This window comes from Caballeronia glebae, assembly GCF_001545035.1.
GTDB classification, from domain to species: Bacteria; Pseudomonadota; Gammaproteobacteria; order Burkholderiales; family Burkholderiaceae; genus Caballeronia; species Caballeronia glebae.
On record NZ_FCOJ02000003.1, the window covers coordinates 53972 to 76755 of the forward strand.

Below are 22784 nucleotides of genomic sequence, written 5' to 3' on the forward strand. Positions count from 1 at the left end.
GCCGGCTCACGGCGCCTTCGCGGGCATGAACGCGAACGGCTGCGTCGCGACGAAACTTCCCGCCGTCTCGCCCGAGAAAAGTTGCCCCGCGTCGATCGTCAGCTTCATCACCGGCGCGCCCGGGTTCAGGTTGAGCTTTTTCAGCGACACCCAGAACGTATCGGGGCGCGTTGCCGAATCGAAGTAATAGATCAGGCTCTGCTGATCCGACACCGTGCGCCATATCGTCGACGACAGATTCGGCTGCTCCGGCGTGCTGATGCCAAGCGGCACGCTCACCGAACGCATGACGCTCATCACGCTCGCCACCGCCTGAAACGCATACGACTTTTGCGGCACGCCCGCCATGTAGTTGGGGTCGGCCTGCTTCGGAATGGCATCGAGCAGAAACGACGCGCGCACGAAGCGGTCCGCCGCGCGATTCGTGCCCGGCAGGAAGCCGAGCCCGCCGACGCTTTTCCAGTACGTATCGATGGCAAGCTGTTCGTCGTAGATCGGCGAGTTGGTCATCACCTTGTACTTCTTCCCCTGATGGATGACGAGCTTGCCGTTGATGTACTCGAAGATCGCCGAATCGCCGCGCGCGTCGGAAAGCGAAAGATGGATCGTCAGCGGTTTGCCGTTGGGCAGCGGCGGCGCGATGATCTGGAACGGCTCGCGCGAGAGCACATAGACGGCCTGCCCGACGGTCGCGAAGTTATCGAGCGCATATTGCGCCCACAGGCTGATCGACATCGGATCGCGCTTCGGGTCGGGCTTGCCGTAATCGGTCTCCGCGAGATAAAGCGCATTGGCGACGAGGCCGCGCTCGTTCATGCCATCCACCGTGCCGATCTCGTAGCCCGACACCACCACGCTGCCGTACTTCGATTTCCATTTGACGGAGCGCGGTCCCGCGTTGCCATCGCGATCCATGCCCGCGGGCATCACCCACAGATTCGAACGCATGTCCTCGGACCAGTCCATCGAACGGCCCGTTATCACGAGACCTTTGTCGCCGACATACAGTGCGCGCGTGCAGGCAAGCGCGAGCGACGTGGAGAGCAACGCCAGCGCCACGAGGCACGCGAGCTTTCGGGTCAGACGGGTCATGGCCGTGTTCCCTTTGTCGTTGGTTATTCATTGAGCGGCGGCGGCGCGGACGCGCTCGATCGATGCGAAGGCGTCTATCGCGTTGGCGCGATGCTTCGTGTCTGACTGCGCGAGTTCATCGAGCCGCGCAGGGACGGGCGAGGCGCGGATAGAGCCCCACGCCACGACCGAAAGCCGCCTTCAGCAATATTGGAATCCATCGGCTTTGTAAAGCACGCGGCGAGCAACGCGCGGGTCATGAATATGATTAACTAATCGGTGAAAATTGCTCAACAAAAACCAAATCGCCTAATAGATTCAGGATTTATTGCCGATGGTCATTGAGAAAGGACACGAGTGGAAAACGCACGCGAGCCGCATGCGCTGAAGAACGATTCGGTCTTCACGAAGGAAATCCCAGCGCCGTGGCCTTCGCGCGCAAGCCGGCGAAGCGACCGCCCGGCGTCGGCGTTTGCGATGCGCCTTCGGCCGCTTTCGCCGTCCGCGACTTATCGATTGGGCCGAGACCCGACCCGCCCGACGGCGTGTTCGAGCAGTCGAGGCCGAACGGCCCTTGCGCCACCGTGAGCGCGGGCGCATCGGTGCGCGGCGCATCGCTCAGTTCGAGTGCATAAGCCATGTTGAACGTGGTCGGATCGCTCGCGCGCACGCCCAGCGGATCGAGCCCGAAGCGCCACGCAAGCAGTTGATGAATCGAGCTCGGATCGAACGGATAGCGCGCCACGTCGTTCGCGCGCACGCGGGGCCCGAGCAGCATGCAGGGCACGCGAAAACCCAGACGGCCGTCGTTGCCGAGCTTCTGTTCCGCCGACGACAGCGACTTGACCGGCGGCGCGACATGCTCGAAGAAGCCGCCCCACTCGTCGTAGACAATGATCATGAGCGTCGTGCTCCAGTTCGGGCTCGTGCGCAGCGCTTCGTAGATTTGCGCGAGCAGCACCTGGCCGTTGCGCACATCGGCATGCGGATGATCGTCGTTTGACGTGCCGTTCGCCTCGCCGCCGAAACGCGGATCGACCATGCAGAACGATGGCAGCGTGCCGCCGGCCGCATCGGACAGAAATCTGGAAAAGAGCTTCGAGCGGCCGAGGTAGCGCGTGCCATAGAGCGCCGTGAACGGCACGTCGTGAAAGTAATACTTCGACGACACGTTCTTCGCATCGAGCCGGTCCCAGATCGTCGAAAGCGACGATGTATAGAGCGTATCGCGCAGGCGATCCGTCTCGCCGCTATGCAGATAGACGCGGTTCGAAAACGTCTCGGAGAGAATGCCGCTCATGTAGTAATCGCAGACCGTGTATTGCGTCACGGCCTGTCGATAGAATTCGAGGTCGCTGCCCGTGTAGTAACCGATCGGCAGCAGATCGCCGCGCGTTTCGTTCGTATCGGGCGTGAGCAGGAATCCGTTCATCGCGCCATTCGCCAGATGCGTGCGGCCCCCGTCGTATTCGTGATCGGGGTCCGCGAACTGGCAGCCCTGAAAGCCGTAGGCTGCATTGACCGACAGCGCGAAGGTCGCTTGCGCAACGCCGAATGCATCGGTGAATTGCTTGCCCGCCTGCGCGCCCTCCGCGCCCGGCACCCAGCCGAGCATGTGATCGAAAGAGCGATTCTCCATCGTGACGAGCACGACGTGATCGATACCCGATGTACCCGGCGCAGGCAGAGCCGGACGCGGAAGACTCGCGCGATCGGGCGGAATGTCGCCGATGGGACTCGTCGGCGTGACGGAGCCGGAAGCGTCGTCGCTGCCGCCGCCACAGCAAGCGGACAACATCGCCGTGCTGGCGAGCGTGGTAAGCAGACGCCGGGGTAACGCGCCGGGTTCGATAGAGAGCTTCTGTGCCATGACGGCGCTCCGTCTGAGTGTATTTATCGAACGCCGTTCCAAGGCAACGCGGTTGCGTTTCGGAACGTCGAACGCGAACGGCTCGTGGGTGTCGGGGCTCAGCATGCGGCGCGTTCCCGGCATCTTTCGCTCACACGGGCGGCGCGGCTACGCGCGTCCGACGACCGAACTGCTCGCGCCATCCTTGACGGGCGCATCGAGCGAATAGGCGTCGACGCCATCGATACAGCCGAGGTTGACGCGCCACTCATCCGGATTCGAGCGCGTCTGATGAAACGTGTAAATTCCACAGCGCTTGCAGAAGAAATGCTTCGCGACCTGCGTGTTGAATTGATAAAGCGCGAGGTCGTCTTCACCTGACAGGATGCGAAGCCGGTCCCTGAGAAACGGCGGCGACATCACCGCGCCGCGCCGCCGGCAGAAACTGCAATTGCAGCGCGCGGCGGGTTCCGACCGAGTGTCCACTTCGAACGTGATCGCGCCGCAGTGACACGCGCCTTTCAGGGTCGTCGGATTCATCGTGGGTTCGTCTCCTTCGGTTTTCGGTCAGGGCGCGTCCTCCACATACTGCGCGAGCCCGCGTCCGAACGACCAGTCTTCGCGGCGATTCGGCGCGAGCGCGATCATCACGTCGTCGGGGCGCAGTCCCGGCGATGCGACGAGCTTCGCGACCAGTGTCCTGTAGAACGCTTTCTTCGTCGCCGTGTCGCGCCAGTCGCTCGCGGTAATGTGAATGAACACGAGATCGTCGCTTCGTTCGACATCGAGATAAGTGGGATCGTAAATGAAGTGGTCGCGCTCGTGTTCATCGATCAACTGAAAACGATCGTTGGCGGGCACCTTGAACGCTTCGACGAGTGCTTCGTGCACACCGTTCGAGATCGCGCGAATATGCTCGCGCGGCTTGCCTTTCACGAGTGAGATTCTGACGAGCGGCATGATGAAGCTCCTTCGAAATCGAGTTCGGGTGAATTCGACTCTACGCCGCTCAATCGATGCTGAAAATTGAATTGTTTTGCATCGACCATTCGAAGAAACCGGATTATCGCGCCCGCAACGCGTCGACAATATTCATGCGCGAAGCCCGCATCGCCGGCAGGAATCCGCCGACCAGTCCCATCAGAAGCGAAAACGCGAGCGTCTTCGCGATGACCGAAGGCGTCAGGAGAAAGCGGAACGACAGGTCCGCGAAAGTCTGAAAATTGGTCGTCGAGAACGAAGCAAATTGCATCAGCGCGGCGCACGCAAGCCCGGCCACGCCGCCGACCAGTCCAAGCAACAACGCTTCGAGCAGAAACGCCCCGAGCACATCGAAGCGCTTGAACCCGAGCGCGCGCAAGGTGCCGATCTCCGCGACGCGATTCGCGACCGACGCGTACATCGTGATCATCGCGCCGATCATGGCCGCGATCGAAAAGATGATCGACAGCGAGAAGCCGAGGATATTGATGAACGTCGACAGCGACTTCGACTGATCGCCGTAGAACACCTGTTCACGCTTTGCTTCGTCGGCGAGGCGCGGGTCCACGTCGATATCGGCGCGAAAGCGCTCGAACGCATCGCTGCGCGCGAGCCGCACGACCATCGACGAATAACTCGTGCGCCGGAACGATTGCATCAACTGATCGACGTCGCCCCATATTTCCGAATCGAAGCCGCTGCCGCCCGCATCGAAATGGCCGACGACGGTCCAGTCACGCTGCGCGAAACGCAAGTGATCGCCGATGCGCGTGCCGCCGAATCCCTTCGCGATGCTGCTGCCCACGATGATCTCCGACGACCCGCGCCTGAACATGCGCCCCGCCCTGAGCGTCACTTGCGGACGCAATTGCGCGCCCATCGGCGAGACGCCGCGAATCACGACGTTGGCGGGCGTGTTCGCGCCGCGCTTGGTGAGCGTGATCAGCACGACGGTTTCCTTCGAAGCGAGCGGCTCGCCGTCGCCGTTCATCGCGACCGATGGGTGCATCTCCATCACGTTCGCCTGATTGCGGTCGATTCCGCTCTGGATCTCCGTTTCCGCGCCCTTGCGGATCACGACGACGTTGTCCGCTTCGCCCGTCGATACGAGCGTTTTCTTGAGGCCCGCGTCGAGCATCAGCACGGTCGCGAACACGAACACGACGAGCGCGAGACCGCCCGCGGTGAGCATCGTCGTGAGACGGCGCGCCCAGAGATTGCGCGCGACGTAGGAAACGGGAATGGCCATCGCGCGTCCTCAGCCGATCGCCCGCAGGCCTTCGACGATGCGCACGCGGCTCGCCTGCACCGCCGGCACAATCGCGGCCGCCATCGCGACGACGAACGCGCATGCGGCCTGCAGAAGCATCGTCTCGCGCGACACCATGAAGACGGGAAACACGCCGCCGGTCGCGTGCTTGAAGACTTCGGCGATCGGCGGCGTCGCCAGTATCCCGATGCCGCCGCCGATCGCGCAGATCGCCATCGATTCGCCGAACACGAGCACGGAGAGAAACGCGGAGCCGAAACCGAGCGCCTTCAGCGTGGCGTACTCGGTAGTGCGTTCACGCGCGCTCATCGCCATGGCGTTCGCCATCACAGCCATGATGATCAGGATCACTACATAAGAAACGACGCGTATCGCCGCGATGATCTGATTCGACATCGCGACGAAGCCGAGTTGAAACGCCTGCTCCGTTTCCGTCAGTGTTTCGGCGAGCGAGTTCCTGAAAACGTTGTCGATGTTGCGCGAGACGGCAGCCGCTTCGTCCGGGTCCTTGATGCCGACCACGTACACGCCGACCTGATCGACGTTGCGTTTGGTCGTCTTGCGGGCCGTCTCGTTCAGGTAGTCGTAGTGAAAGATCAGTTGCCGCGTGATGGTCGATTCATCGCGCCCTTCCATGATGCCGCGCACGACGAAGTCCCATGTCCCCGGATAGATCGTGCCCTTCAGCGGAATGACGTCGCCGACCTTGAAGCCGTATTGATCCGCAAGCTGACGGCCGATGAGCGCGCCTTTGCGATCGCGTCGATAATCGGCGCGTTGCTGCTCGGAGATGATGAACTCGGGATAGAGGTCGAGATAATTGTCCGACACGGCGAACTGCGCGAAGAAGTTCTTCCGATCGCGATAGATGCCGCCGAACCAGTTCGAGCGCGCGACGAGCGTCACGCCATCGACGCCGCGTATGCGATTCTCGTAGGCGAGCGGCAGCGGAAACACGAGCGAGATCGCGTTGCGCGTGACGAGCCGCGCGTTCGATGCCGCCGCCGCGCCCGCATACCAAGCATCGACGACCGTATGCAGCAGGCCGTAGGCGAGCACCGCGATGGTCAGCCCGAGCACCGTCAGCGTGGTGCGCAGCTTGTGCCGCAGCGCGTTGCGCAGAATCAGCTTGAGCACGAACATGATGGTTTAGCGCGTGGTTCCATCGATCAGCTCGCCCTTCTCCAGATGCACGAGCGCCTTCGCCGCGCCGGCCGCGTGCGCGTCGTGCGTCACCATGATGATGGTCTTGCCGAGCTTGTCGTTGAGACGCTGCAGCATCGCGAGGACATCGGCGGCCGAGCTGCGGTCGAGATCGCCGGTCGGCTCGTCGGCGACGATCAGCGTCGGGTCCGTGATCAGCGCCCGCGCAATCGCGACGCGCTGCTGCTGCCCGCCCGACAACTCCGACGGAAAATGGCTCATGCGGTCCGCCATGTTGACCATGTCGAGCACCATCGCGACGCGTTCCTTGCGTTCATGGCGCGTGAGGCGCGTCAACATCAGCGGCAGTTCGACGTTCTCGAACGCGGACAACACCGGCATCAGGTTATAGAACTGAAAGATGAAGCCGACGTGCGCCGCGCGCCAGTCCGCGAGCGCGGCTTCCGGCAGGCGCGTGATATCGAGCCCGCCGACGAGCAACTCGCCGCTATCGGGCCGGTCGATGCCCGCGATCAGGTTGAGCAGCGTGCTCTTGCCCGAACCCGACGGCCCCATCAACGCGACGAAATTGCCCTGCGCGATGGACAGCGTGATGTCGGTCAGCACCGGCACGATCTGCACGCCGCGCCGATACGACTTCACGACATGACTGATCTGAACGAGAGGCGTCGTGCTCACGTTATTTCTTCGCCAGCGTGACTTTTGCGCCGTCCGCGATCTTGTCGCCGGGCGCGAGCACGAGCACGTCGCCGGGCTTCACGCCCCGCACCGCCAGCAGATCGCCAATGCGCTCGCCGGTCGTCACCGGCACTTCGCGCGCGGTGTCGTGTTCAACCGCATAGACGACCTTCTTGCCGCCGCGCGTGACGACCGCCGATGGCTGCACGGCGACGACCGCCTTTTTCTCCTCGGGCGGCACCGGCTTCGACAGAAACGCGATCTTCGCGGACATCTCGGGCAGCACGCGCGAATCGCGCTCGACGAAACGCACTTTCACGAGCACGGTGGCTTTGGAGCGATCGACCGTGGGCACGATGCGCGACACGCGGCCCGCGAAGCGCACATCCGGCAGCGCGTCGAGCTGAATCTCGCACGGCTGGTCCACGGCGATGCGCGCGATGTTCGACTCGGCGACATCGGCTTCGACTTCGAGCGTCTTCATGTCGGCGATGGTGACGACCGCGCCCTTGCTATCCGACGCCGACGAGAACGGCGTGATGTTGTCGCCGACGTTCGCGTGCTTTTCGATCACGAGGCCGTCGAAGGGCGCGCGGATCACCGTTTGATCGACGGCCACTTGCGCGGCTTGCGCGTTGGCTTGCGCCGAAACGATCGCGGCTTCGTCGCTGTTGATGGACGCGCGCGCCTTGTCGTAGCGGGCGAGCGCGGCGTCGTACTGTGTCGCCGGAACCGCGCCTTGCGGTGCGAGGATCTTGTAGCGTCTGAGATCGACGTCGGCGTTCTTCAGCTCGGCGCGCTGAAGTTCGAGATTGGCTTGCGCGACCTTGACCTGCGCCCGCGCCTGCGCGAGCGACGCGGCGACGTCATTGCTCTCCAGCCGCGCGATGATCTGACCTTCCTTCACCGGCGTGCCTTCGAGCACGCCGAGCCATTCGACGCGCCCTTGCCCTTTCGATGCGACCGCCGCCTTGCGCTGCGGCACGACATAGCCTGTGGCGTTCAGAAGCGTATAGCTTTGCGAGGGATACACGGATGTGACCGTGGCGGTCTCCACGGCCTGCGGGCCGGTAAGACGGAGCGCCACGCCGATGAGCGCAAGTACAATTGCAACGACGATGACGTAACGAAGCCAGTTGCGCCGGCGCCGCGGCATCGCGGCAGACGGACCCCGGTCGATTTTGAGCTTTGCCAGATCGTGTTCAGCCAATTTATGGACGTGCGCCGCGGGATGGGCCGGCGGATCGGGTGCGGTGAAGGGACGCTCAGTATAGCGCCGTCGATTCGCACATTTACGAAGCCTTTACGTGTTCATCGACACTCAAACGCCATGCGCGCGCTTCAGATCGTCCGCGATGAAATCGACGAACGCGCGAATCCGCGCCGACATCTGATGCCGTTGCGAATACACCGCGTAAATGTCCGCATTCGGCGTCTCGTGCTCGGGCAGCACGAGCACGAGGCGGCCGTCGTCGAGATAGTCCCTGATGTCCCACTCGGCGCGCATCAGAATGCCGTGCCCTTCCAGCGCCCATTTCACAGCGATCTCGCCATCGTTCGTCGTGAGATTGCCCTTGATGCGCACGGCCTCCGTCTTGCGCGCCGCGCCGCGGCCCGTGCTCAGGCGCCATACGCCGTAGGCTTCGTCGCCCTGACGAATGCCGATGCAGTTATGCCGCGTCAATTCGTGCGGCGTCGCGGGCATGCCGTGCGCGGCAATATACGCAGGCGCCGCGCACAACAGACGCCGGTTCGGCGCAAGGCGTCGCGCGATCACCCGCGTGTCGGGCGGCTCGCCAAAGCGGATGCAGACGTCGAAGGTATCGTCCGTGAGCGGCGGCGGCGCAACTGACAACTGAAGCTGCACCGACACCTGCGGATGCCGCGCGACGAAGCGCGAAATTGCCGGCGCGATGTGACTGCGCCCGAAGCCGAGCGTCGCGTTCACGCGCAGCAGCCCCTTCGGACTCTTTTTCGCGCTGCCGAGCAGTTCGGCCAGTTCGTCGATCTCGTCGAGAATGCGCCGCGCGTGCTCCAGATACAGCTCGCCTTCGGGCGTGAGCATCATCCGGCGCGTCGTGCGGTTCACGAGCGGCACGCCCGCGCGCGCTTCCATCTGCGTGAGACGCTTGCTGACGGCCGCAGCCGTTACGCCCAGTTCGCGCGCCGCCGCGCTCAGGCTGCCCGAGGCGGCAAGCGTCGAGAAAAAGCTCAGATCCGAGGGCTGAACGGTGTCCGCCATGACGCTCACTTGTGAATAAAAGTTAAAGATGCTTTGAGTTTAGCACCGGTTTCGGCAGCGTAAGTTGGGTAAAGTGAGCCCACGCTGTAACACACCCGACACATCGAAAACGGAGACGAGACATGAAGACATATCGCATCGCGACCATTCCCGGCGACGGCATTGGCAAGGAGGTCGTGCCCGCCGGCCAGCAAGTGCTCGAAGCTTTGGCACGCTGCACGCAAAATTTTGAATTCCAATTCGAAAATTTCGACTGGGGTGCGGACTATTACCGCCAGCACGGCGTGATGATGCCCGCCGATGGTCTCGACGCGATTCGCGACAAGGACGCGATCCTCTTCGGCTCCGCCGGCGACCCGGACGTGCCCGATCACATCACGCTGTGGGGCCTGCGCCTGAAGATCTGCCAGGGCCTCGACCAGTACGCCAACGTGCGCCCGACGCGCATCCTGCCGGGCATCGACGGGCCGCTCAAGCGCTGCAAGCCCGAGGATCTGAACTGGGTGATCGTGCGCGAGAACTCGGAAGGGGAATACTCCGGCGTCGGCGGCCGCGTGCATCAGGGCCATCCGATCGAGGCGGCGACCGATGTGTCGATCCTCACGCGCGCCGGGGTCGAACGCATTATGCGTTTTGCATTCAAACTCGCGCAGTCGCGTCCGCGCAAGTTGCTGACCGTCATTACCAAGAGCAACGCGCAACGTCACGCGATGGTCATGTGGGACGAGATCGCGCTCACGATCTCGAAGGAATTCCCCGACGTGAAGTGGGACAAGGAACTCGTCGATGCCGCCACCGCGCGCATGGTCAACCGTCCGGCCACGCTCGACACCATCGTCGCCACGAATCTGCATGCCGACATCCTGAGCGACCTGGCCGCCGCGCTCGCGGGCAGCCTCGGGATCGCGCCGACCGGCAATATCGATCCGGAGCGCCGCTATGCGTCGATGTTCGAGCCGATCCACGGCTCCGCGTTCGACATCATGGGCAAAGGTCTCGCCAATCCGATCGGCACGTTCTGGTCCGTCGTGATGCTGCTCGAACACCTCGGCGAATTCGAAGCCGCGAAACGCGTAATGGCCGCGGTCGAAGCGGTCACGGCCGATCCCGCGCTGCATACCGGCGATCTCGGCGGCAAGGCGACGACCGCGCAAGTGACGGCCGCCGTGTGCGCCTTCGTCGAGCGCGTGGAAGCCGCCGCCGCGTAACGACCCCCAGAATCCGGCCGCATCACGCGGCCGTCACGCCTGACGCGCGATGCCATGCACATCGCGCGCAGGGAACGCGCATGCCTTCGCTGCGCGTATTTTCCTCAACAGGAGGAGACACATGCAACCCTGCACCGAATCCGGCGTCGAAGCTCGCGTATCGCGCAAGCTCGCGTGGCGCATCATTCCGTTCGTGATGCTGCTCTACTTCGTCAGTTTTCTCGACCGCGTCAACGTGGGTTTCGCCGCGATGACGATGAACAAGGCCATCGGCCTTTCGCCCACCGCGTTCGGTCTCGGCGGCGGGCTGTTCTTCATCGGCTACTTTCTGTTCGAAGTGCCGTCGAACCTGATTCTGCACAAGGTGGGCGCGCGCATCTGGATCGCGCGCGTGATGGTGACGTGGGGCATCGTGTCGGTGGCCTCCGCGTTCGTCACGGGACCGACGAGCTTCTACGTATTGCGCTTTCTGCTCGGCGTCGCCGAAGCGGGCTTCTTTCCCGGCGTGATCCTGTATCTGAGCTTGTGGTTCCCCGCCAAGCAACGCGCGGTCGCGGCCGCATGGTTCATGGCCGCCGCGCCGATTTCGACGGCGATCGGCTCGCCGCTCTCCGGCGCGATCATGCAGTTGCCGCCGATGTTCGGCCTCGCCGACTGGCAGATCCTCTATGTCATCGAAGCGTTGCCCGCGATCGTGCTCGGCTTCGTCGTGCTCCGGTTTCTGACGGACTCGCCCGCGAAGGCGCACTGGCTTGCGACCGATGAACGCGAATGGCTCATCGCCAAGCTGAAAGCCGAAGCCGATGAGAAGCAGTCGCACGCAGGCCATACCGCGGGCGCATGGAGTGCGCTGCGCGATCCGCGTGTGCTGGCGCTCGCGCTGATTTACTTCGGCACCTCGGCGGGACTCTATACGCTTGGGCTGTGGGCGCCGCTCATCATTCGTCAATACGGTTTCAGCGCGCTGGAGACGGGGTTCATCACCGGGATTCCGAGCGTGATCGCAGTCGTCGCGATGATTCTTTGGGCAAAGCATTCGGACCGTACGCAAGAGCGCACGTGGCACGTCGTGATTCCTTGCGCGCTTGCCTGTATCGGATTCATCTTCGCGGGTCAGGCGAGCACGGCGCTCTTCGTGATCCTCGCGCTCATCGTCGTGAACGTGGGTATCAGCGCGGCCAAAGCGCCGCTCTGGGCAATGCCGAGCATGTTCCTCTCGGGCGCGGGCGCGGCGGCGGGTATCGCGATGATCAACTCGATCGGCAACCTCGGCGGCTTCGTCGGACCGTTCGCGATCGGCTGGCTCAAGAACACGACGGGCAGCTATTCGGCGGGCTTGTATGTGGTCGGCGCGACGCTCGCGATGTCCTCAGTGATCACGCTCTTGTTGAGTCGCAAGGCGAAGAACGACGAACGACATGCGGCGACGGCAAGAACATAGTCGGCATCTTCGTTCAACTAAAAAGAGCGGCACGTGCCGCTCTTTTTTTTGAACCCAACGCCACCCGCTCCGGCTCATCCGGCTCGAACCAATCGGGGTTACGTTCCGCGATGGGATGCAGCGACACCAGAAGTTCGCGCAGATGCGCGCGCATGGCTTCCTCGGCGCCATCGGGATCATGCGCCTTCAATGCGCTCACGATCCGCGCATGTTGCTTGATGAGCAGATCGAGCGGCGCTACGTCAGGCAAGCTCAGATACCGCACGCGATCCATCTGCGCCTTGATGTCCTGAATCGTGTCCCATGCGGCCACGCAGTCGATCGATTGCGCGATCTGCATGTGGAACTGCTCGTCGAGCATGAGAAAGGCGCTGGTGTCGTTCGCTTTCGATGCGCTCTTCTGCTCGCGAAGATTCGCGGCGAGATCGTCGAGTTGAGAATCGGTGATGGCGAGCGTGGCCTTGCGCGCGACCGCCGTTCCAATCGCCTCGCGAATGAAATGCCCTTCGCGCACCTGACGTGGCGCGATCTTCTTCACGAAGGTGCCGCGCTGTGGCAACACTTGCAGCACGCATCGTTTGCGGCGGCAAGGCGCACACGGCGGCATGCGTGCTCGCGCATGAGGAAACCTTCGAGCCGGTGGCGGCGCTGTTCCGTTTCGATAGGGAAGAAGAAGCGATCCAGGCCGCGAACGATGCCAATTTCGGTCTTGCCGCGTATTTCTATTCGCACGACATCGGCCGTGTGTGGCGGGTGGCGGGAATCATCTCGACCGAGGCGGCGGTGTGAGAGAGTCGGGCCTCGCGCGCGACGGGCCGAAGTACGGACTCGATGAATAACCCGAAACGAACAACATGATGGTGGGTGTATTAGCTGACAAAACTGTAAGCCGAACACTCCCCACGCGACCTGCGCCGGCTGGCCGCGCGCGTTGCCTGTTCCGGGTGGAAGCCGTCACGTGAGAGCGTGGCGGCTTTTTTGTTTCCCGGGCGCTCACAGTCAGTCCATCCGCATTCGTGCGCGGCCAATCGTCGCTAGGCCTGCGTGGCCGAGAACCCGCCACAGGAAAGGGCTTGACCGGCGACAACTCAAGGCGACTTACGACTTTCTCTGACGTCGTGTTCAACTTAACCTGTCGCGTTCCTAAACACCTGCTCATCACCACTCCTCCATTCGGCATTGCCTTTCGCTCCCCGCCGCTGACGCCACGTCTTCTGTGCAAGTTCTGTACAGGTGGCCCCCGATCTCTCGCACTTGTTGTCCCGCAGCCCATGAAGAATCCCGTCGCTCCCGAAGATCACCAGTCGGCTTTCGAGTCTGTCCTGAGTCGTTCGGCTCGCGTTCACGAACCCGATATCGCGCTCCTGAACGACGTTGTCAGTTGCATGCGCCCACCCCGAGCAAATGACGGCGATGCGGCCCGGCACGCAATCCACACGCTCTGCGAACTGCTGGAACGGAACGACCAATATCGGGCGCGGCTACGCGGTGCGCTGTGGCGTCTGATGACGGAGCGCAGACAAGTGGCGCTCTACGCGGACGTCGGCATTTTTCCGAATCGCGGCTTTGTCACGGAAGTTGCGCGCCGTCTCGCCCGCAGCACGCTGCTGCCCGATCTCTTCGATTTGTCACAGTTATGCGATGTGATCGCCAAGGTCTTCAAACGGGCAAGCGATCAACTGTGGGTTCGAGAGGCCGGCACTCAGGCGTGGACCCGGCTGCTGCAAGCGCTGCGCTTCGACGAGGCGTCCGAGCCGAATGGCGCTTGCGACGCGCAGGGCTCCGTGCGGCCGCTACACCAGTTACTCGAAGCGTTGCGGGTGCTCTCTTACCGTATCGCAGCCATTGGTCTGGAGCGGGAGGTGCGTCGGCACGATCCCACGCTCAATTCGGGGCGTTCGCCATTCATGGCGCAAAACCAGGAAATGATCGCGTATCTCGCGCGCTTCGACATGGCGTCGAACGCCGCGCTTTTGCCCGCCGTCGATCCTTGTGGCCACGGCAATGCGATCCAAATGCGCGCTGAGGGCGAGGACGCGCAACGTCTCACGGCGCTACTGAACGAATGCCGCGCGGTGGGCGACCGCATTCGCATGCGCGCCGCGCAGACCGGCACGAGCGTTTCGTTGACGCTGCATCTGCTGCGCCTGAACCAGCATCTGGCGCGTGCGGAAAGACTGATCGACCTGACGAGCGCCCTGGGTGAAAAGCGCGGCGCGGAAATCGAGCTGCCCATGATCGCCGACCTGGGTTCCGAACTGATTCAAGCGGAATGTTGCCGCAATAATCTGCACGATTATTTCCGGCAGAACGTCGAGTTGATCGCACTGCGTGTCACGGAGAACGCCGGACGTGCGGGCGAGCACTATATAACGTCGAACCGCAGGGACTATTTTGCGTTGCTGCGTTCCGCGCTGCTCGGCGGCTTTCTGATCGGCTTCATGTCTGCAATCAAGTTCATGATCGTGGGACTCGATTGGACGCCGCTTAACAAATCGATTGCCTTCGGCCTCAACTATGGCCTTGGCTTTGTCCTGATTCACCTCTTGCATGGCATCGTAGCCACCAAACAGCCGGCGATGACGGCTCATGCACTCGCTGCCGCGATCAAGGACAACAGTCGCAAGGGCGGGCGCGACCTCGGACATCTGGTGACGCTGATCGTGCGGACCATGCGCAGCCAGACGGCGGCGATTCTCGGCAACGTCGTACTTGCAGTGCCCGTGTCGATAGCGATCGCTCTCGCGTACCAGAAAGTGATGGGGCATCCGTTCATCAGCCCCCCGGCAGCGACGGAACTGCTCAAGGAGGTGGCCTTCCGGCCGTCCACGCTTTTCTATGCCGCAATCGCGGGCGTGTGCCTCTTTCTTGCCGGTCAGATCAACGGGTATTGCGACAACATGTGTTCCTATGAACGCATCCCCGAGCGCATCATGCATATCCGCTGGGCGCGCCGCATGTTCGGCGAACGTCGCCTCCAGCGAATCGCCAACTATGTGAAAGACAACCTCGGCGCGTTAATCGGCAACTTCGTTTTCGGCTTCATGTTGAGCGGCGTCTGGGCGCTCGGCATGCTGTTCGACTTGCCGCTCGACGTCCGGCACGTCGCGTTCGTGTCCACCTACTCGGGTTTCGCCAACGTCTCGCTCAACTTCGCGGCGCCTCACTCGCTCATGTTGGCAGCCGTCGTGGGCACCTGGGCCATCGGAACGTTGAACCTGTTCGTCAGCTTCAGCCTTGCAATGTGCGTCGCGCTGCGCTCGCGCGGCGTGACACTTGCAGAGACACGCCAGCTCTTGCGCGACGTGCTGCTGCGCCTGCGCCGTTACCCGAGCGAATTCTTCTTCCCCCCTCAATCGCACTAGTCCGCGGAGCCGGGCGCATATCGGGGCCCGGCTAAATCCGTAGCACGCAGAAGCCGTTGCAGACTGCCGAACACGCCGATTTGCATGTCGATGTGTTCGAACACGTCGATCGTGATGGGTCTTTCGAAGGGTGCCGTGACCGCTGCGACGTTGACGTGAAGGCAAGCAGCCGGCTCTGCCCGACGCAAACTATCGCGTCGCGGCGGCGCCCGCGGTAGTTGCTGTAGTCGCCGAAGACGCGACCACGCCGGAAAGCCTCTTCGATGCACTCCCCGCCGTGAACGAAGTCTTCCCTGCATCGCTGGCACGCAATCCGGTTCTTCGCGATGCGCTTCTGCGCGCGGCGACGAAATTCGAGGAAGGCGCGCTCGCGGCGATCAATGAATACGCGCGAATGGATTGAATTCATTATCACGCGTGCAAAATACCGATCGGCTCGCTTCGTTTTAAGATAGCCACTTCCATCACGATCGGCGGATGCGCCAGGAGTGGCATGTGTATTTATTGAAACGTGGACGTAGCACTGCGCTTTGCATCGCCTGCTCGTTGTCATGCGTGTCGGTGTCCGCTTTCGCGGCGACGGCGGGCGCCTCCGCCGCGCCGCGCGGCGCCCATGCGGGCAGCGCTGTCGAGGTCGCAAGCGGCGTAACTGGGCAAGGCATCATGTCGGTCGATGCGCTCGCGCCCAATTTCACGGGCGATGATCCCGAACACGTCCGCGACGCGCTCGCCGGTCATCCCGCACCGGGACAGCCGGCGTCGATCACGAGCCGCGTGCGGGCGTTTCTTTCGCGTCCATTTACCAAGGCGCAGCATGCCGCCAGCCAATCGAGCGCGCGAGCAGATCGCACGTTCACGTTCGTCATTCCGGTTTCCTACGGCGTGCGCTATCTGTCGAAGAAGAAGGTGCTGACCGTGAACGTCTCGCTGGCGGCGTCCGAAGATCCCTCCGCCATTCTGCTCAAGGAAACGGTGAAGGGGCAAAGCGGCCGCAAGCTCGTCGTCGCGGCCGAAGCAAAGGAAAAGGGCTTCGTTCAGACCTTCGACAGCATTCAATTGAAGCAGGAAGGCAGCGCCAGAACGACCGTCCGCTTCAGCGCGGTGCTCCCGAACTTCGATCACGAGCACGGCAACGGCGACTTCGCGATCGTGCTCATCTGCACGCTTGCGCCGCCCTATCTGACCGACGACATCGAGCACAGCGCGCCCACCGACGAAGAACCCACGGATATCACGCGCCGAACATCGACGTTGCATGGACATGTCGATGCAGCCTGGCTCATCGACCGCAATGAAGGCACGATCATTTCGAAGCGGCTGCGCCTCGTGAAGTGAGACGCGCGCCGCTTTCGCGTCGATCAATACTCGACGTTCGAGTCCAGCGGATAGACTGGCCGCTTCAAATTCTCGAACGCAAAGAGTCCGTAATCGGAACTCGTGACGCCACGGCTATCGCATTCGACGAGGCCGCCCGATATCGGAACGAACACGGGGCGGCAGTACATGCGCGACTTGAGGATCAGAAAGCGGGCACTGCGAGGATCGATGCCGACACTCTCGAACACGCCCAGGTCCCACGGCTCGTGCGTGCGTTCCGTCACGAGAATCCGCGCCGCTGCCGTCTCGATCACGGCCGCGCGGCCCATATAAGCATGCTGTCCTGTATAGGTTGGTCCACTGATGATGTATTCGCCATCTGTCAGCGCGCGCACGACGCCCGTAACTTTCAATGGCGGCTTTCCTCGCGAGGCCACGCTCGCAAGCTTGTTGCCGATACCGATCGTGACGGACGTATCCTCGCCAACTGCGAAGAGCCGCGCGACCGCTTCCGGATCGCATAAAGGTCCGACGACGATGCCATCGAGTCCTTGCTTCAACGCTTCTTCGAATGCGTCGGTCGTGTCGCACGTTCCGCCCGACATGCAGTTGTCGCCGTGATCGAGCAGCAGCACGGGCTTGTCGGTTTCGCGCGCGAGTGCCGCGCCTTCGCCGATCGATTGCGTAAGCGGCGCACTGCGATAGACGAACGCGTCACGCTCGTTCCAGATCTGCCGCGCGATACGGTCCGCCACGTCCTGCGCCTTCTTGCTGTCGCCCTCGGCCACCACGACCACGCTGATGCAAGGCGCGGGGATATCCGCAAGCGAGAAACCCGACAGCACCGATACGGCCAGCACGCCATCCTCACCTTCGGCTGCGCGCGCGGCGTCGACGGCGCGTTTCATCGCGCCTTGCGCTGTCGAACTCCTCAGCGTGTGCGTGAGCAGCGGCGGCTGCGCCCACGCGATCACGGGCTTCGCCCTCTCATGAACGAGATCGAACAGAAGCCGCGCCGCATGCTCGCCGCTTTCGTACATATCGACGTGCGGATAAGTCTTGAAGCTTGTGATCACGTTCGCGTTATCGATCATCTTCTGCGTCACGTTCGCATGCAGATCGAGCGAGACGGCGATGGGCGCATGCGGTAGCGCGCGTCGCACGCGTTCGAGCAGATCGCCTTCGCCATCCGGCGAGTTCTCCGCGACCATTGCGCCGTGCAGATCGAGCATCACGGCATCGCATCCTTCGGTTGCATCGACGATCGACTGGCAGATCGCGTCATAAGCTGCAGCGGCGACGCGCCCGCTCGGATTCGCCGAGGCCGATATCGGCGTAACGATCTGCGCATGCTCGCGCTTCGCCGCATCGATAAACGCGGACATTGCCGTGCGCATGCCGTCGTTCTCGCGATACGCATCGTCGCCATAGCACGGACCGTCCCGCCCGAACGCTTCGATCGGCGTCGCAACGGGCGAGAACGTGTTGGTCTCGTGATTCATCCGCGCGATAAGGATCTTCATGCCGCTTCTCCTTCGGACGCGTTCGCCGCGCGCAGCATGGCTTGCAGCAGCACATTGCAGCCCGCTTCGAGATGATCGGCGCGTGCATCTTCGATTTCGTTGTGACTGATGCCGTCCTTGCACGGCACGAAGATCATCGCCGCCGGTGCCACGCGCGCGAGATAAACGGCGTCATGGCCCGCGCCGCTCACGATATCCATCGACGTTAAGCCGAGCGCATGCGCGCTCTCACGCACCGAAGCGACCAGCGATGCTTCGAACGGTTGCGGCGCAAAGTAGACAACTTCGTCTACCTTGACCGGCAAGCCCGCTTGCTCGCATGCTTCGCGCAATGCGCGGTCCATTGCAAGGAGCGTGGCATCGTCGGCGGCGCGCAGATCGACGGTCAGCTTCACGCGTCCGGGAATCACATTGCGTGAGTTCGGATGCACGTCGACCCAGCCGACCGTTCCGCGTCCATGCGGCGCGTGCGCGAGCGCGATGCGATTCACCTCGCGTATAAGATCGGCCGCGACGAGCAAGGCATCGCGGCGCAGTTCCATCGGCGTCGGGCCCGCGTGCGCTTCCATGCCTTCGATCGTCACGTCATACCAGCGCTGGCCGAGCGCTGCTTGCACGACGCCGATAACCTTGTCGTTCGCCTCCAGCACAGGGCCCTGTTCGATGTGCGCTTCGAAATACGCACCCACGTCGTGCGCGACGACGCCTTCGCCGGCATAGCCGATAGCCGCGAGCGCATCGCGCACGGACACGCCTTCGCGATCCTTCTGCGCGAGCGCATGGTCAAGCGTGAATGCGCCCGCGAATACGCCGGAGCCCATCATCACCGGCACGAAACGCGAGCCTTCCTCATTGGTCCAGACCGCGACTTCGAGCGGGGCCGCCGTGCGCACGTTGTTATCGTTCAGCGTATGCAAAACTTCGAGTCCCGCCAGCACGCCGTAGTTGCCGTCGAACTTGCCGCCGGTCGGTTGCGTATCGATGTGGCTGCCGGTCATCACGGGCCGCAGATCATCGCGCGTGCCAGCCCGGCGCGCGAAGATATTGCCTATCGCATCCACACGCACCGTGCAGCCGATATCCTTCGCCCACGCGATGAAAAGATCGCGACCCTGCTTGTCGAGTTGCGTTAGCGCGAGACGGCATACACCGCCCTTCTCCGTCGCGCCGATACGCGCGAGCTCCATCAGACTGTTCCAGAGACGCGCACCGTCGACGCGCAAGCCGGCCAGCGCCGGCATATCATGAACTTGCATTCGAGGTTCCTGAGCTTAGTGTTGCTGATATGACGTTCAGACGACGCCCACGCCGAGATAACGATCCTTGATCGACTCATCGGCGATGAATGCATCGTTAGCACCTTCGTACACGATGCGCCCTTGCTCGATGATGTAATGGCGATCGGCGAGTTGCGTGCATACTTCGAGGTTCTGTTCGACGAGCAAGATCGCCACGCCCGCTTGGCGAATCAGCTTCAACTGCGCGACGATCTCTTCAACGATCACCGGCGCGAGTCCTTCCACCGGTTCGTCCAGCATCAGCAATCGCGGATGATTCATCAACGCGCGGCCTATCGCGAGCATCTGCTGCTCGCCTCCGGAAAGTTGTCCTCCACCGTTCGTGCGCCGCTCTTTCAGGCGCGGAAAGATACGATAGATATCCGCGAGCTGCCACGGTGAATCCTTGCGCGCGCCGAGCCGCAAGTTCTCTTCGACGGACAAGAGCTTGAAGATGCCGCGATGCTCCGGAACGAAGCACACGCCGCGCGAAGCGATCTTGTGCGGCGGCAGCTTGGCGAGTTCCACGCCCTTGAACTTCACGCTGCCTTGCTGCGGCGTCACGACGCCCGCAATGCTTTTAAGCGTGGTCGATTTGCCCGCGCCATTGCGCCCGAGCAGCGTGATGGTCTCGCCCTCACCTATCGTGAGCGACACGCCCTGAAGAATATGACTCTTGCCGTAATAGCCGTGAATGTTATCGACATCGAGCATCATGCGCGGCCTCCGGTGATCATGTTGCCGAGATAGGCCTGGCGAACGCGCTCGTCGCCGCGAATCTCGGCGGGTTTGCCTTCGACAAGCACACGGCCTTGCTGCATCACCGTGATGGTGTCGGAGATGTCCATCACGATATCCATGTTGTGCTCGATCAGCACGACCGTGTAGTCGTCGCGCAGACTGCGGATCAGATGCTTCATGTCGTCGAGATCGTCTATGCCCATGCCCGAGGTCGGCTCGTCGAGAAAGATCGCCTTGGGCCGCGCGGCGAGCGCCATGCCGACTTCGAGACGCCGCTGCTGGCCGTGCGATAACGCGCTCGCTTGCGTCGAAGCCAGGCGTTGCAGCGCGAGACGTTCGAGAATGCCATCGACGGTATCGCGATGTTCGAGCGCGCCACGTGGCGGCGTCCATGCATTGAGCGCGCGTTTCGAATCCACGCCTTGCGCGGCGAGCCGCAAATTCTCACGCACCGATAGATTCGCGAAGAGACTCGTCACCTGAAACGAACGCGCGATGCCACGCTTCACGCGACGATGATCGGGTTCGTGTGTCACGTCATGACCGTCGAACACGATATTGCCCGCGCTGATCGGCAAGGTGCCCGTCAGCACATGAAAGAGCGTGGTCTTGCCCGCGCCGTTCGGTCCGATCACGGAATGCACCGTGTTCTTCGCGATGCGCAGGTTCACATCGGTGAGCGCCGCGAACTTGCCATAACGCTTCGCGACGCCCTTTGCCTCCAATATCGACGCGCTCATGCCGGCTCTCCTCGATCGCGCTTCACCGCGCGCCAGATGCGTTCACCCAGTCCCCACAAACCGCGCTGCATGAAGAGGCTCGCGGCGATCAGCACGAGTCCGAGCAACAGTAGCCAGCGCGGCCAGAGTGTCGAAAGCCAGTCGGCGAAGAGCACATAGAACGCTGCGCCGAGCACGGAAGAAAAGAGATTGCCCGTGCCGCCGATAACCGTCATCACGAGAATCATCTCGCTCGTGTGATAGTCGATGTTCGATAACGGCGCGATGCCTGTCATCATCGCGTGCAATGCGCCGGCGAGACCGGTAACGGCGCCCGATACGATGAACGCAACGAGCTTGAAACGCCTGACGTCATAACCCACGGCAGCGGCGCGCGCTTCGTTATCGCGGATTGCGAGCAGCGTGCGGCCGAACACCGAATGCGAGACGCGCAGCATCAGCCAGAACGCGATCAGGAACAACACCGCGACGAACGCGTAGTACTGCCACGGCGATGCGAGCGAGACGAGTCCCTGTCCGAAGATCGACAACGCGGGGCGCGGGATATCGAGCAGGCCATTGTCGCCGCCGGTGAGATCGGGCGTCGTATAGGCGAGGAAGTAGAACATCTGCCCGAATGCGAGCGTGAGCATCACGAAGTACGCGCCGCGCTGACGAATCGAGAACCATCCGACGACGGCCGCGGCGATAGCACCGACGACGATTGCGCCGAGCAATGCAGCAGGCGCCTGAAGCCCCGACTTCGTGAGTATCAGGCCCGCGGCATAACTTCCCAGGCCAAAGAAGATGCCTTGTCCAAAGGACAGCAAGCCCGTATGCCCTAGCAACAAATTGCAGCCGAGCGCGGCGAGCGCATAGACGAGCACTTCGGTTGCGAGCGATCCGGAACGAATCGTCATCGGGAGAATGCAGACGACGATAGCCGCGAGCAACAGGAAGCGATAACGATGCAGCGAATGTCTAAGAGATCGTTGCGGCACGCTCATATCCAGTGTCTTCGAATCCAGTTTGGAATTCACGCGGTCCTCCCGAGCAATCCATTCGGACGCAGCAGCAACACCGCGGCCATCGCCACATAGATCATGAGACGCGCGCCTTCGGGCCACAGCGTGCTCATCACGCTCTGCACGATGCCGACCAGCAATCCGCCGACGAGCGCGCCGAGAAAATTCCCCATGCCGCCCACGACCACGACGACGAACGCCACCCCCAGCGCCTCGATACCCATGAACGGTTCGACGCCGCGTATGGGCGCGGCAAGCACGCCCGCGAGCGCCGCCGTGCCTGCGCCGAGCGCGAATACAAGGCTGAAGATGCGCGTCACGTTGATGCCGAGCAGCGCGACCATCTCGCTCGATTCGCTGCCGGCGCGCACCGCGCTTCCGAGCCGCGTGCCTTCGAGCACCCACCATAAAATGCCGGCGAGCACGGCCGTGAACGCGATCACGAAGAGGCGGTACTTCGGGTAGATGAAGCTGCCCCACATCACGACGCCATTGAGCACGTCGGGCACCGGCACGTTATCGCCGATCGGTCCCCACGCGATGATTGCGCATTCCTGGATGACGAGTGCGAGACCGACCGTCGCGAGAATATGAAATTCGTGCTGCTGTGCATAGACATGCCGCAGCACCACCTTCTCGACGATCCATGCGATCGCACCGACGACAATCGGTACGACGACGAGCGCGCTCCAGAAATTCATCGACCACTGCATCGCCTGATAGCAGAAGTACGCGCCCAGCAGATAGAAAGCGCCGTGCGCGAAGTTCACGAAGCGCAGCAGCCCGAACACGATCGACAAGCCGACTGCGAGCAAAAAATACAGCATGCCCACGCCGATGCCGTTCACGACCTGCAACAGATAAACGTTCATGGCCTTGCATCAGAAGAGTGGCGGCGCGAACGCAGGGCTGG

The 22784-nt window shown here is 62.5% G+C and carries 20 protein-coding genes and 2 pseudogenes; 6 read left to right on the forward strand and 16 right to left on the reverse strand.

Translation table 11 applies throughout. The annotated features are described in order from the left end of the window. Positions 1-6: 6 nt before the first annotated feature. From AWB82_RS03025 to AWB82_RS03065, 9 genes are all read right to left on the reverse strand, one after another. Positions 7-1092, reverse strand: a complete 1086-nt coding sequence (locus AWB82_RS03025) for a linear amide C-N hydrolase (RefSeq protein WP_086965669.1) — start codon at positions 1090-1092, stop codon at positions 7-9. A 382-nt stretch (positions 1093-1474) separates the two neighbouring features. Further along, on the reverse strand, positions 1475-2941 hold the full coding sequence (locus AWB82_RS03030) for an alkaline phosphatase family protein (RefSeq protein WP_086965798.1): 1467 nt from the start codon (positions 2939-2941) through the stop codon (positions 1475-1477). A gap of 147 nt (positions 2942-3088) precedes the next feature. Beyond that, positions 3089-3460, reverse strand: a complete 372-nt coding sequence (locus tag AWB82_RS03035; protein WP_086965670.1) for a GFA family protein — start codon at positions 3458-3460, stop codon at positions 3089-3091. A 27-nt stretch (positions 3461-3487) separates the two neighbouring features. After that, on the reverse strand, positions 3488-3880 hold the full coding sequence (locus AWB82_RS03040) for a tautomerase family protein (protein ID WP_086965671.1): 393 nt from the start codon (positions 3878-3880) through the stop codon (positions 3488-3490). 103 nt (positions 3881-3983) lie between these two features. Then, a complete protein-coding gene (locus tag AWB82_RS03045; RefSeq protein WP_086965672.1) occupies positions 3984-5150 on the reverse strand; it encodes an ABC transporter permease in 1167 nt (388 codons plus the stop codon). A gap of 9 nt (positions 5151-5159) precedes the next feature. Then, the gene (locus AWB82_RS03050; RefSeq protein ID WP_086965673.1) at positions 5160-6314 is read right to left on the reverse strand and encodes an ABC transporter permease; all 1155 of its coding nucleotides are present in this window, start codon (positions 6312-6314) and stop codon (positions 5160-5162) included. Between the two features lie 6 nt (positions 6315-6320). Continuing rightward, positions 6321-7013 (reverse strand): ABC transporter ATP-binding protein, encoded by a 693-nt coding sequence (locus AWB82_RS03055; RefSeq protein ID WP_086965674.1) that lies wholly within the window; start codon positions 7011-7013, stop codon positions 6321-6323. Position 7014: 1 nt separating this feature from the next. Continuing rightward, entirely contained in the window at positions 7015-8223 is a 1209-nt protein-coding gene (locus AWB82_RS03060; RefSeq protein WP_086965675.1) for an efflux RND transporter periplasmic adaptor subunit, read from the reverse strand. A gap of 111 nt (positions 8224-8334) precedes the next feature. Further along, the gene (locus AWB82_RS03065; protein WP_086965676.1) at positions 8335-9255 is read right to left on the reverse strand and encodes a LysR substrate-binding domain-containing protein; all 921 of its coding nucleotides are present in this window, start codon (positions 9253-9255) and stop codon (positions 8335-8337) included. A 122-nt stretch (positions 9256-9377) separates the two neighbouring features. Between AWB82_RS03065 and AWB82_RS03070 the strand changes: the two genes are divergently transcribed. Beyond that, a complete protein-coding gene (locus AWB82_RS03070) occupies positions 9378-10463 on the forward strand; it encodes a tartrate dehydrogenase (protein WP_086965677.1) in 1086 nt (361 codons plus the stop codon). Between the two features lie 121 nt (positions 10464-10584). Further along, positions 10585-11904: an MFS transporter gene (locus AWB82_RS03075; protein ID WP_086965678.1), complete on the forward strand. Its 1320-nt coding sequence runs from the start codon at positions 10585-10587 to the stop codon at positions 11902-11904. 13 nt (positions 11905-11917) lie between these two features. On the opposite strand, the pseudogene AWB82_RS03080 reads toward AWB82_RS03075, so the two are convergent. Continuing rightward, positions 11918-12475, reverse strand: a pseudogene (locus AWB82_RS03080) (GntR family transcriptional regulator); the annotation flags it as partial. Here AWB82_RS03080 and AWB82_RS03085 point away from each other — a divergent pair. From AWB82_RS03085 to AWB82_RS03100, 4 genes and pseudogenes are all read left to right on the forward strand, one after another. Further along, positions 12472-12743: pseudogene (locus AWB82_RS03085) on the forward strand (aldehyde dehydrogenase family protein); the annotation flags it as partial. The pseudogenes AWB82_RS03080 and AWB82_RS03085 sit on opposite strands and share 4 nt — an antisense overlap. A gap of 234 nt (positions 12744-12977) precedes the next feature. After that, positions 12978-15269: a site-specific recombinase gene (locus tag AWB82_RS03090; protein ID WP_143756674.1), complete on the forward strand. Its 2292-nt coding sequence runs from the start codon at positions 12978-12980 to the stop codon at positions 15267-15269. 277 nt (positions 15270-15546) lie between these two features. Next, a complete protein-coding gene (locus AWB82_RS38795) occupies positions 15547-15672 on the forward strand; it encodes a hypothetical protein (RefSeq protein WP_268811016.1) in 126 nt (41 codons plus the stop codon). Positions 15673-15830: 158 nt separating this feature from the next. Next, the gene (locus AWB82_RS03100; protein WP_235023148.1) at positions 15831-16604 is read left to right on the forward strand and encodes a hypothetical protein; all 774 of its coding nucleotides are present in this window, start codon (positions 15831-15833) and stop codon (positions 16602-16604) included. A gap of 23 nt (positions 16605-16627) precedes the next feature. Here AWB82_RS03100 and AWB82_RS03105 read toward each other — a convergent pair whose 3' ends face one another. The 6 genes from AWB82_RS03105 to AWB82_RS03130 are packed head-to-tail and all read right to left on the reverse strand — an operon-like array spanning position 16628 to position 22743. Next, positions 16628-18109: a M81 family metallopeptidase gene (locus tag AWB82_RS03105; RefSeq protein ID WP_086965681.1), complete on the reverse strand. Its 1482-nt coding sequence runs from the start codon at positions 18107-18109 to the stop codon at positions 16628-16630. Next, positions 18106-19365, reverse strand: a complete 1260-nt coding sequence (locus tag AWB82_RS03110; protein WP_086965682.1) for a Zn-dependent hydrolase — start codon at positions 19363-19365, stop codon at positions 18106-18108. Before AWB82_RS03110 ends, AWB82_RS03105 begins: the two co-directional genes overlap by 4 nt. Before the next feature lie 36 nt (positions 19366-19401). After that, positions 19402-20103: an ABC transporter ATP-binding protein gene (locus AWB82_RS03115; protein WP_086965683.1), complete on the reverse strand. Its 702-nt coding sequence runs from the start codon at positions 20101-20103 to the stop codon at positions 19402-19404. Continuing rightward, a complete protein-coding gene (locus AWB82_RS03120) occupies positions 20100-20867 on the reverse strand; it encodes an ABC transporter ATP-binding protein (protein ID WP_086965684.1) in 768 nt (255 codons plus the stop codon). The genes AWB82_RS03115 and AWB82_RS03120 overlap by 4 nt, the downstream gene beginning before the upstream one ends. Then, the gene (locus AWB82_RS03125) at positions 20864-21853 is read right to left on the reverse strand and encodes a branched-chain amino acid ABC transporter permease (RefSeq protein ID WP_235023161.1); all 990 of its coding nucleotides are present in this window, start codon (positions 21851-21853) and stop codon (positions 20864-20866) included. Before AWB82_RS03125 ends, AWB82_RS03120 begins: the two co-directional genes overlap by 4 nt. A gap of 29 nt (positions 21854-21882) precedes the next feature. Further along, a complete protein-coding gene (locus AWB82_RS03130; protein WP_086965686.1) occupies positions 21883-22743 on the reverse strand; it encodes a branched-chain amino acid ABC transporter permease in 861 nt (286 codons plus the stop codon). Between the last annotated feature and the right edge of the window lie 41 nt (positions 22744-22784).

Bases quoted from the DNA above. Each gene is read 5' to 3' on its own strand.
- AWB82_RS03025 (WP_086965669.1), bottom strand. From the start codon at position 1,092: ATGACCCGTCTGACCCGAAAGCTCGCGTGCCTCGTGGCGCTGGCGTTG.
- AWB82_RS03030 (WP_086965798.1), bottom strand. From the start codon at position 2,941: ATGGCACAGAAGCTCTCTATCGAACCCGGCGCGTTACCCCGGCGTCTG.
- AWB82_RS03035 (WP_086965670.1), bottom strand. From the start codon at position 3,460: ATGAATCCGACGACCCTGAAAGGCGCGTGTCACTGCGGCGCGATCACG.
- AWB82_RS03040 (WP_086965671.1), bottom strand. From the start codon at position 3,880: ATGCCGCTCGTCAGAATCTCACTCGTGAAAGGCAAGCCGCGCGAGCAT.
- AWB82_RS03045 (WP_086965672.1), bottom strand. From the start codon at position 5,150: ATGGCCATTCCCGTTTCCTACGTCGCGCGCAATCTCTGGGCGCGCCGT.
- AWB82_RS03050 (WP_086965673.1), bottom strand. From the start codon at position 6,314: ATGTTCGTGCTCAAGCTGATTCTGCGCAACGCGCTGCGGCACAAGCTG.
- AWB82_RS03065 (WP_086965676.1), bottom strand. From the start codon at position 9,255: ATGGCGGACACCGTTCAGCCCTCGGATCTGAGCTTTTTCTCGACGCTT.
- AWB82_RS03070 (WP_086965677.1), top strand. From the start codon at position 9,378: ATGAAGACATATCGCATCGCGACCATTCCCGGCGACGGCATTGGCAAG.
- AWB82_RS03075 (WP_086965678.1), top strand. From the start codon at position 10,585: ATGCAACCCTGCACCGAATCCGGCGTCGAAGCTCGCGTATCGCGCAAG.
- AWB82_RS03105 (WP_086965681.1), bottom strand. From the start codon at position 18,109: ATGAAGATCCTTATCGCGCGGATGAATCACGAGACCAACACGTTCTCG.
- AWB82_RS03110 (WP_086965682.1), bottom strand. From the start codon at position 19,365: ATGCAAGTTCATGATATGCCGGCGCTGGCCGGCTTGCGCGTCGACGGT.
- AWB82_RS03115 (WP_086965683.1), bottom strand. From the start codon at position 20,103: ATGATGCTCGATGTCGATAACATTCACGGCTATTACGGCAAGAGTCAT.
- AWB82_RS03120 (WP_086965684.1), bottom strand. From the start codon at position 20,867: ATGAGCGCGTCGATATTGGAGGCAAAGGGCGTCGCGAAGCGTTATGGC.
- AWB82_RS03125 (WP_235023161.1), bottom strand. From the start codon at position 21,853: ATGAGCGTGCCGCAACGATCTCTTAGACATTCGCTGCATCGTTATCGC.
- AWB82_RS03130 (WP_086965686.1), bottom strand. From the start codon at position 22,743: ATGAACGTTTATCTGTTGCAGGTCGTGAACGGCATCGGCGTGGGCATG.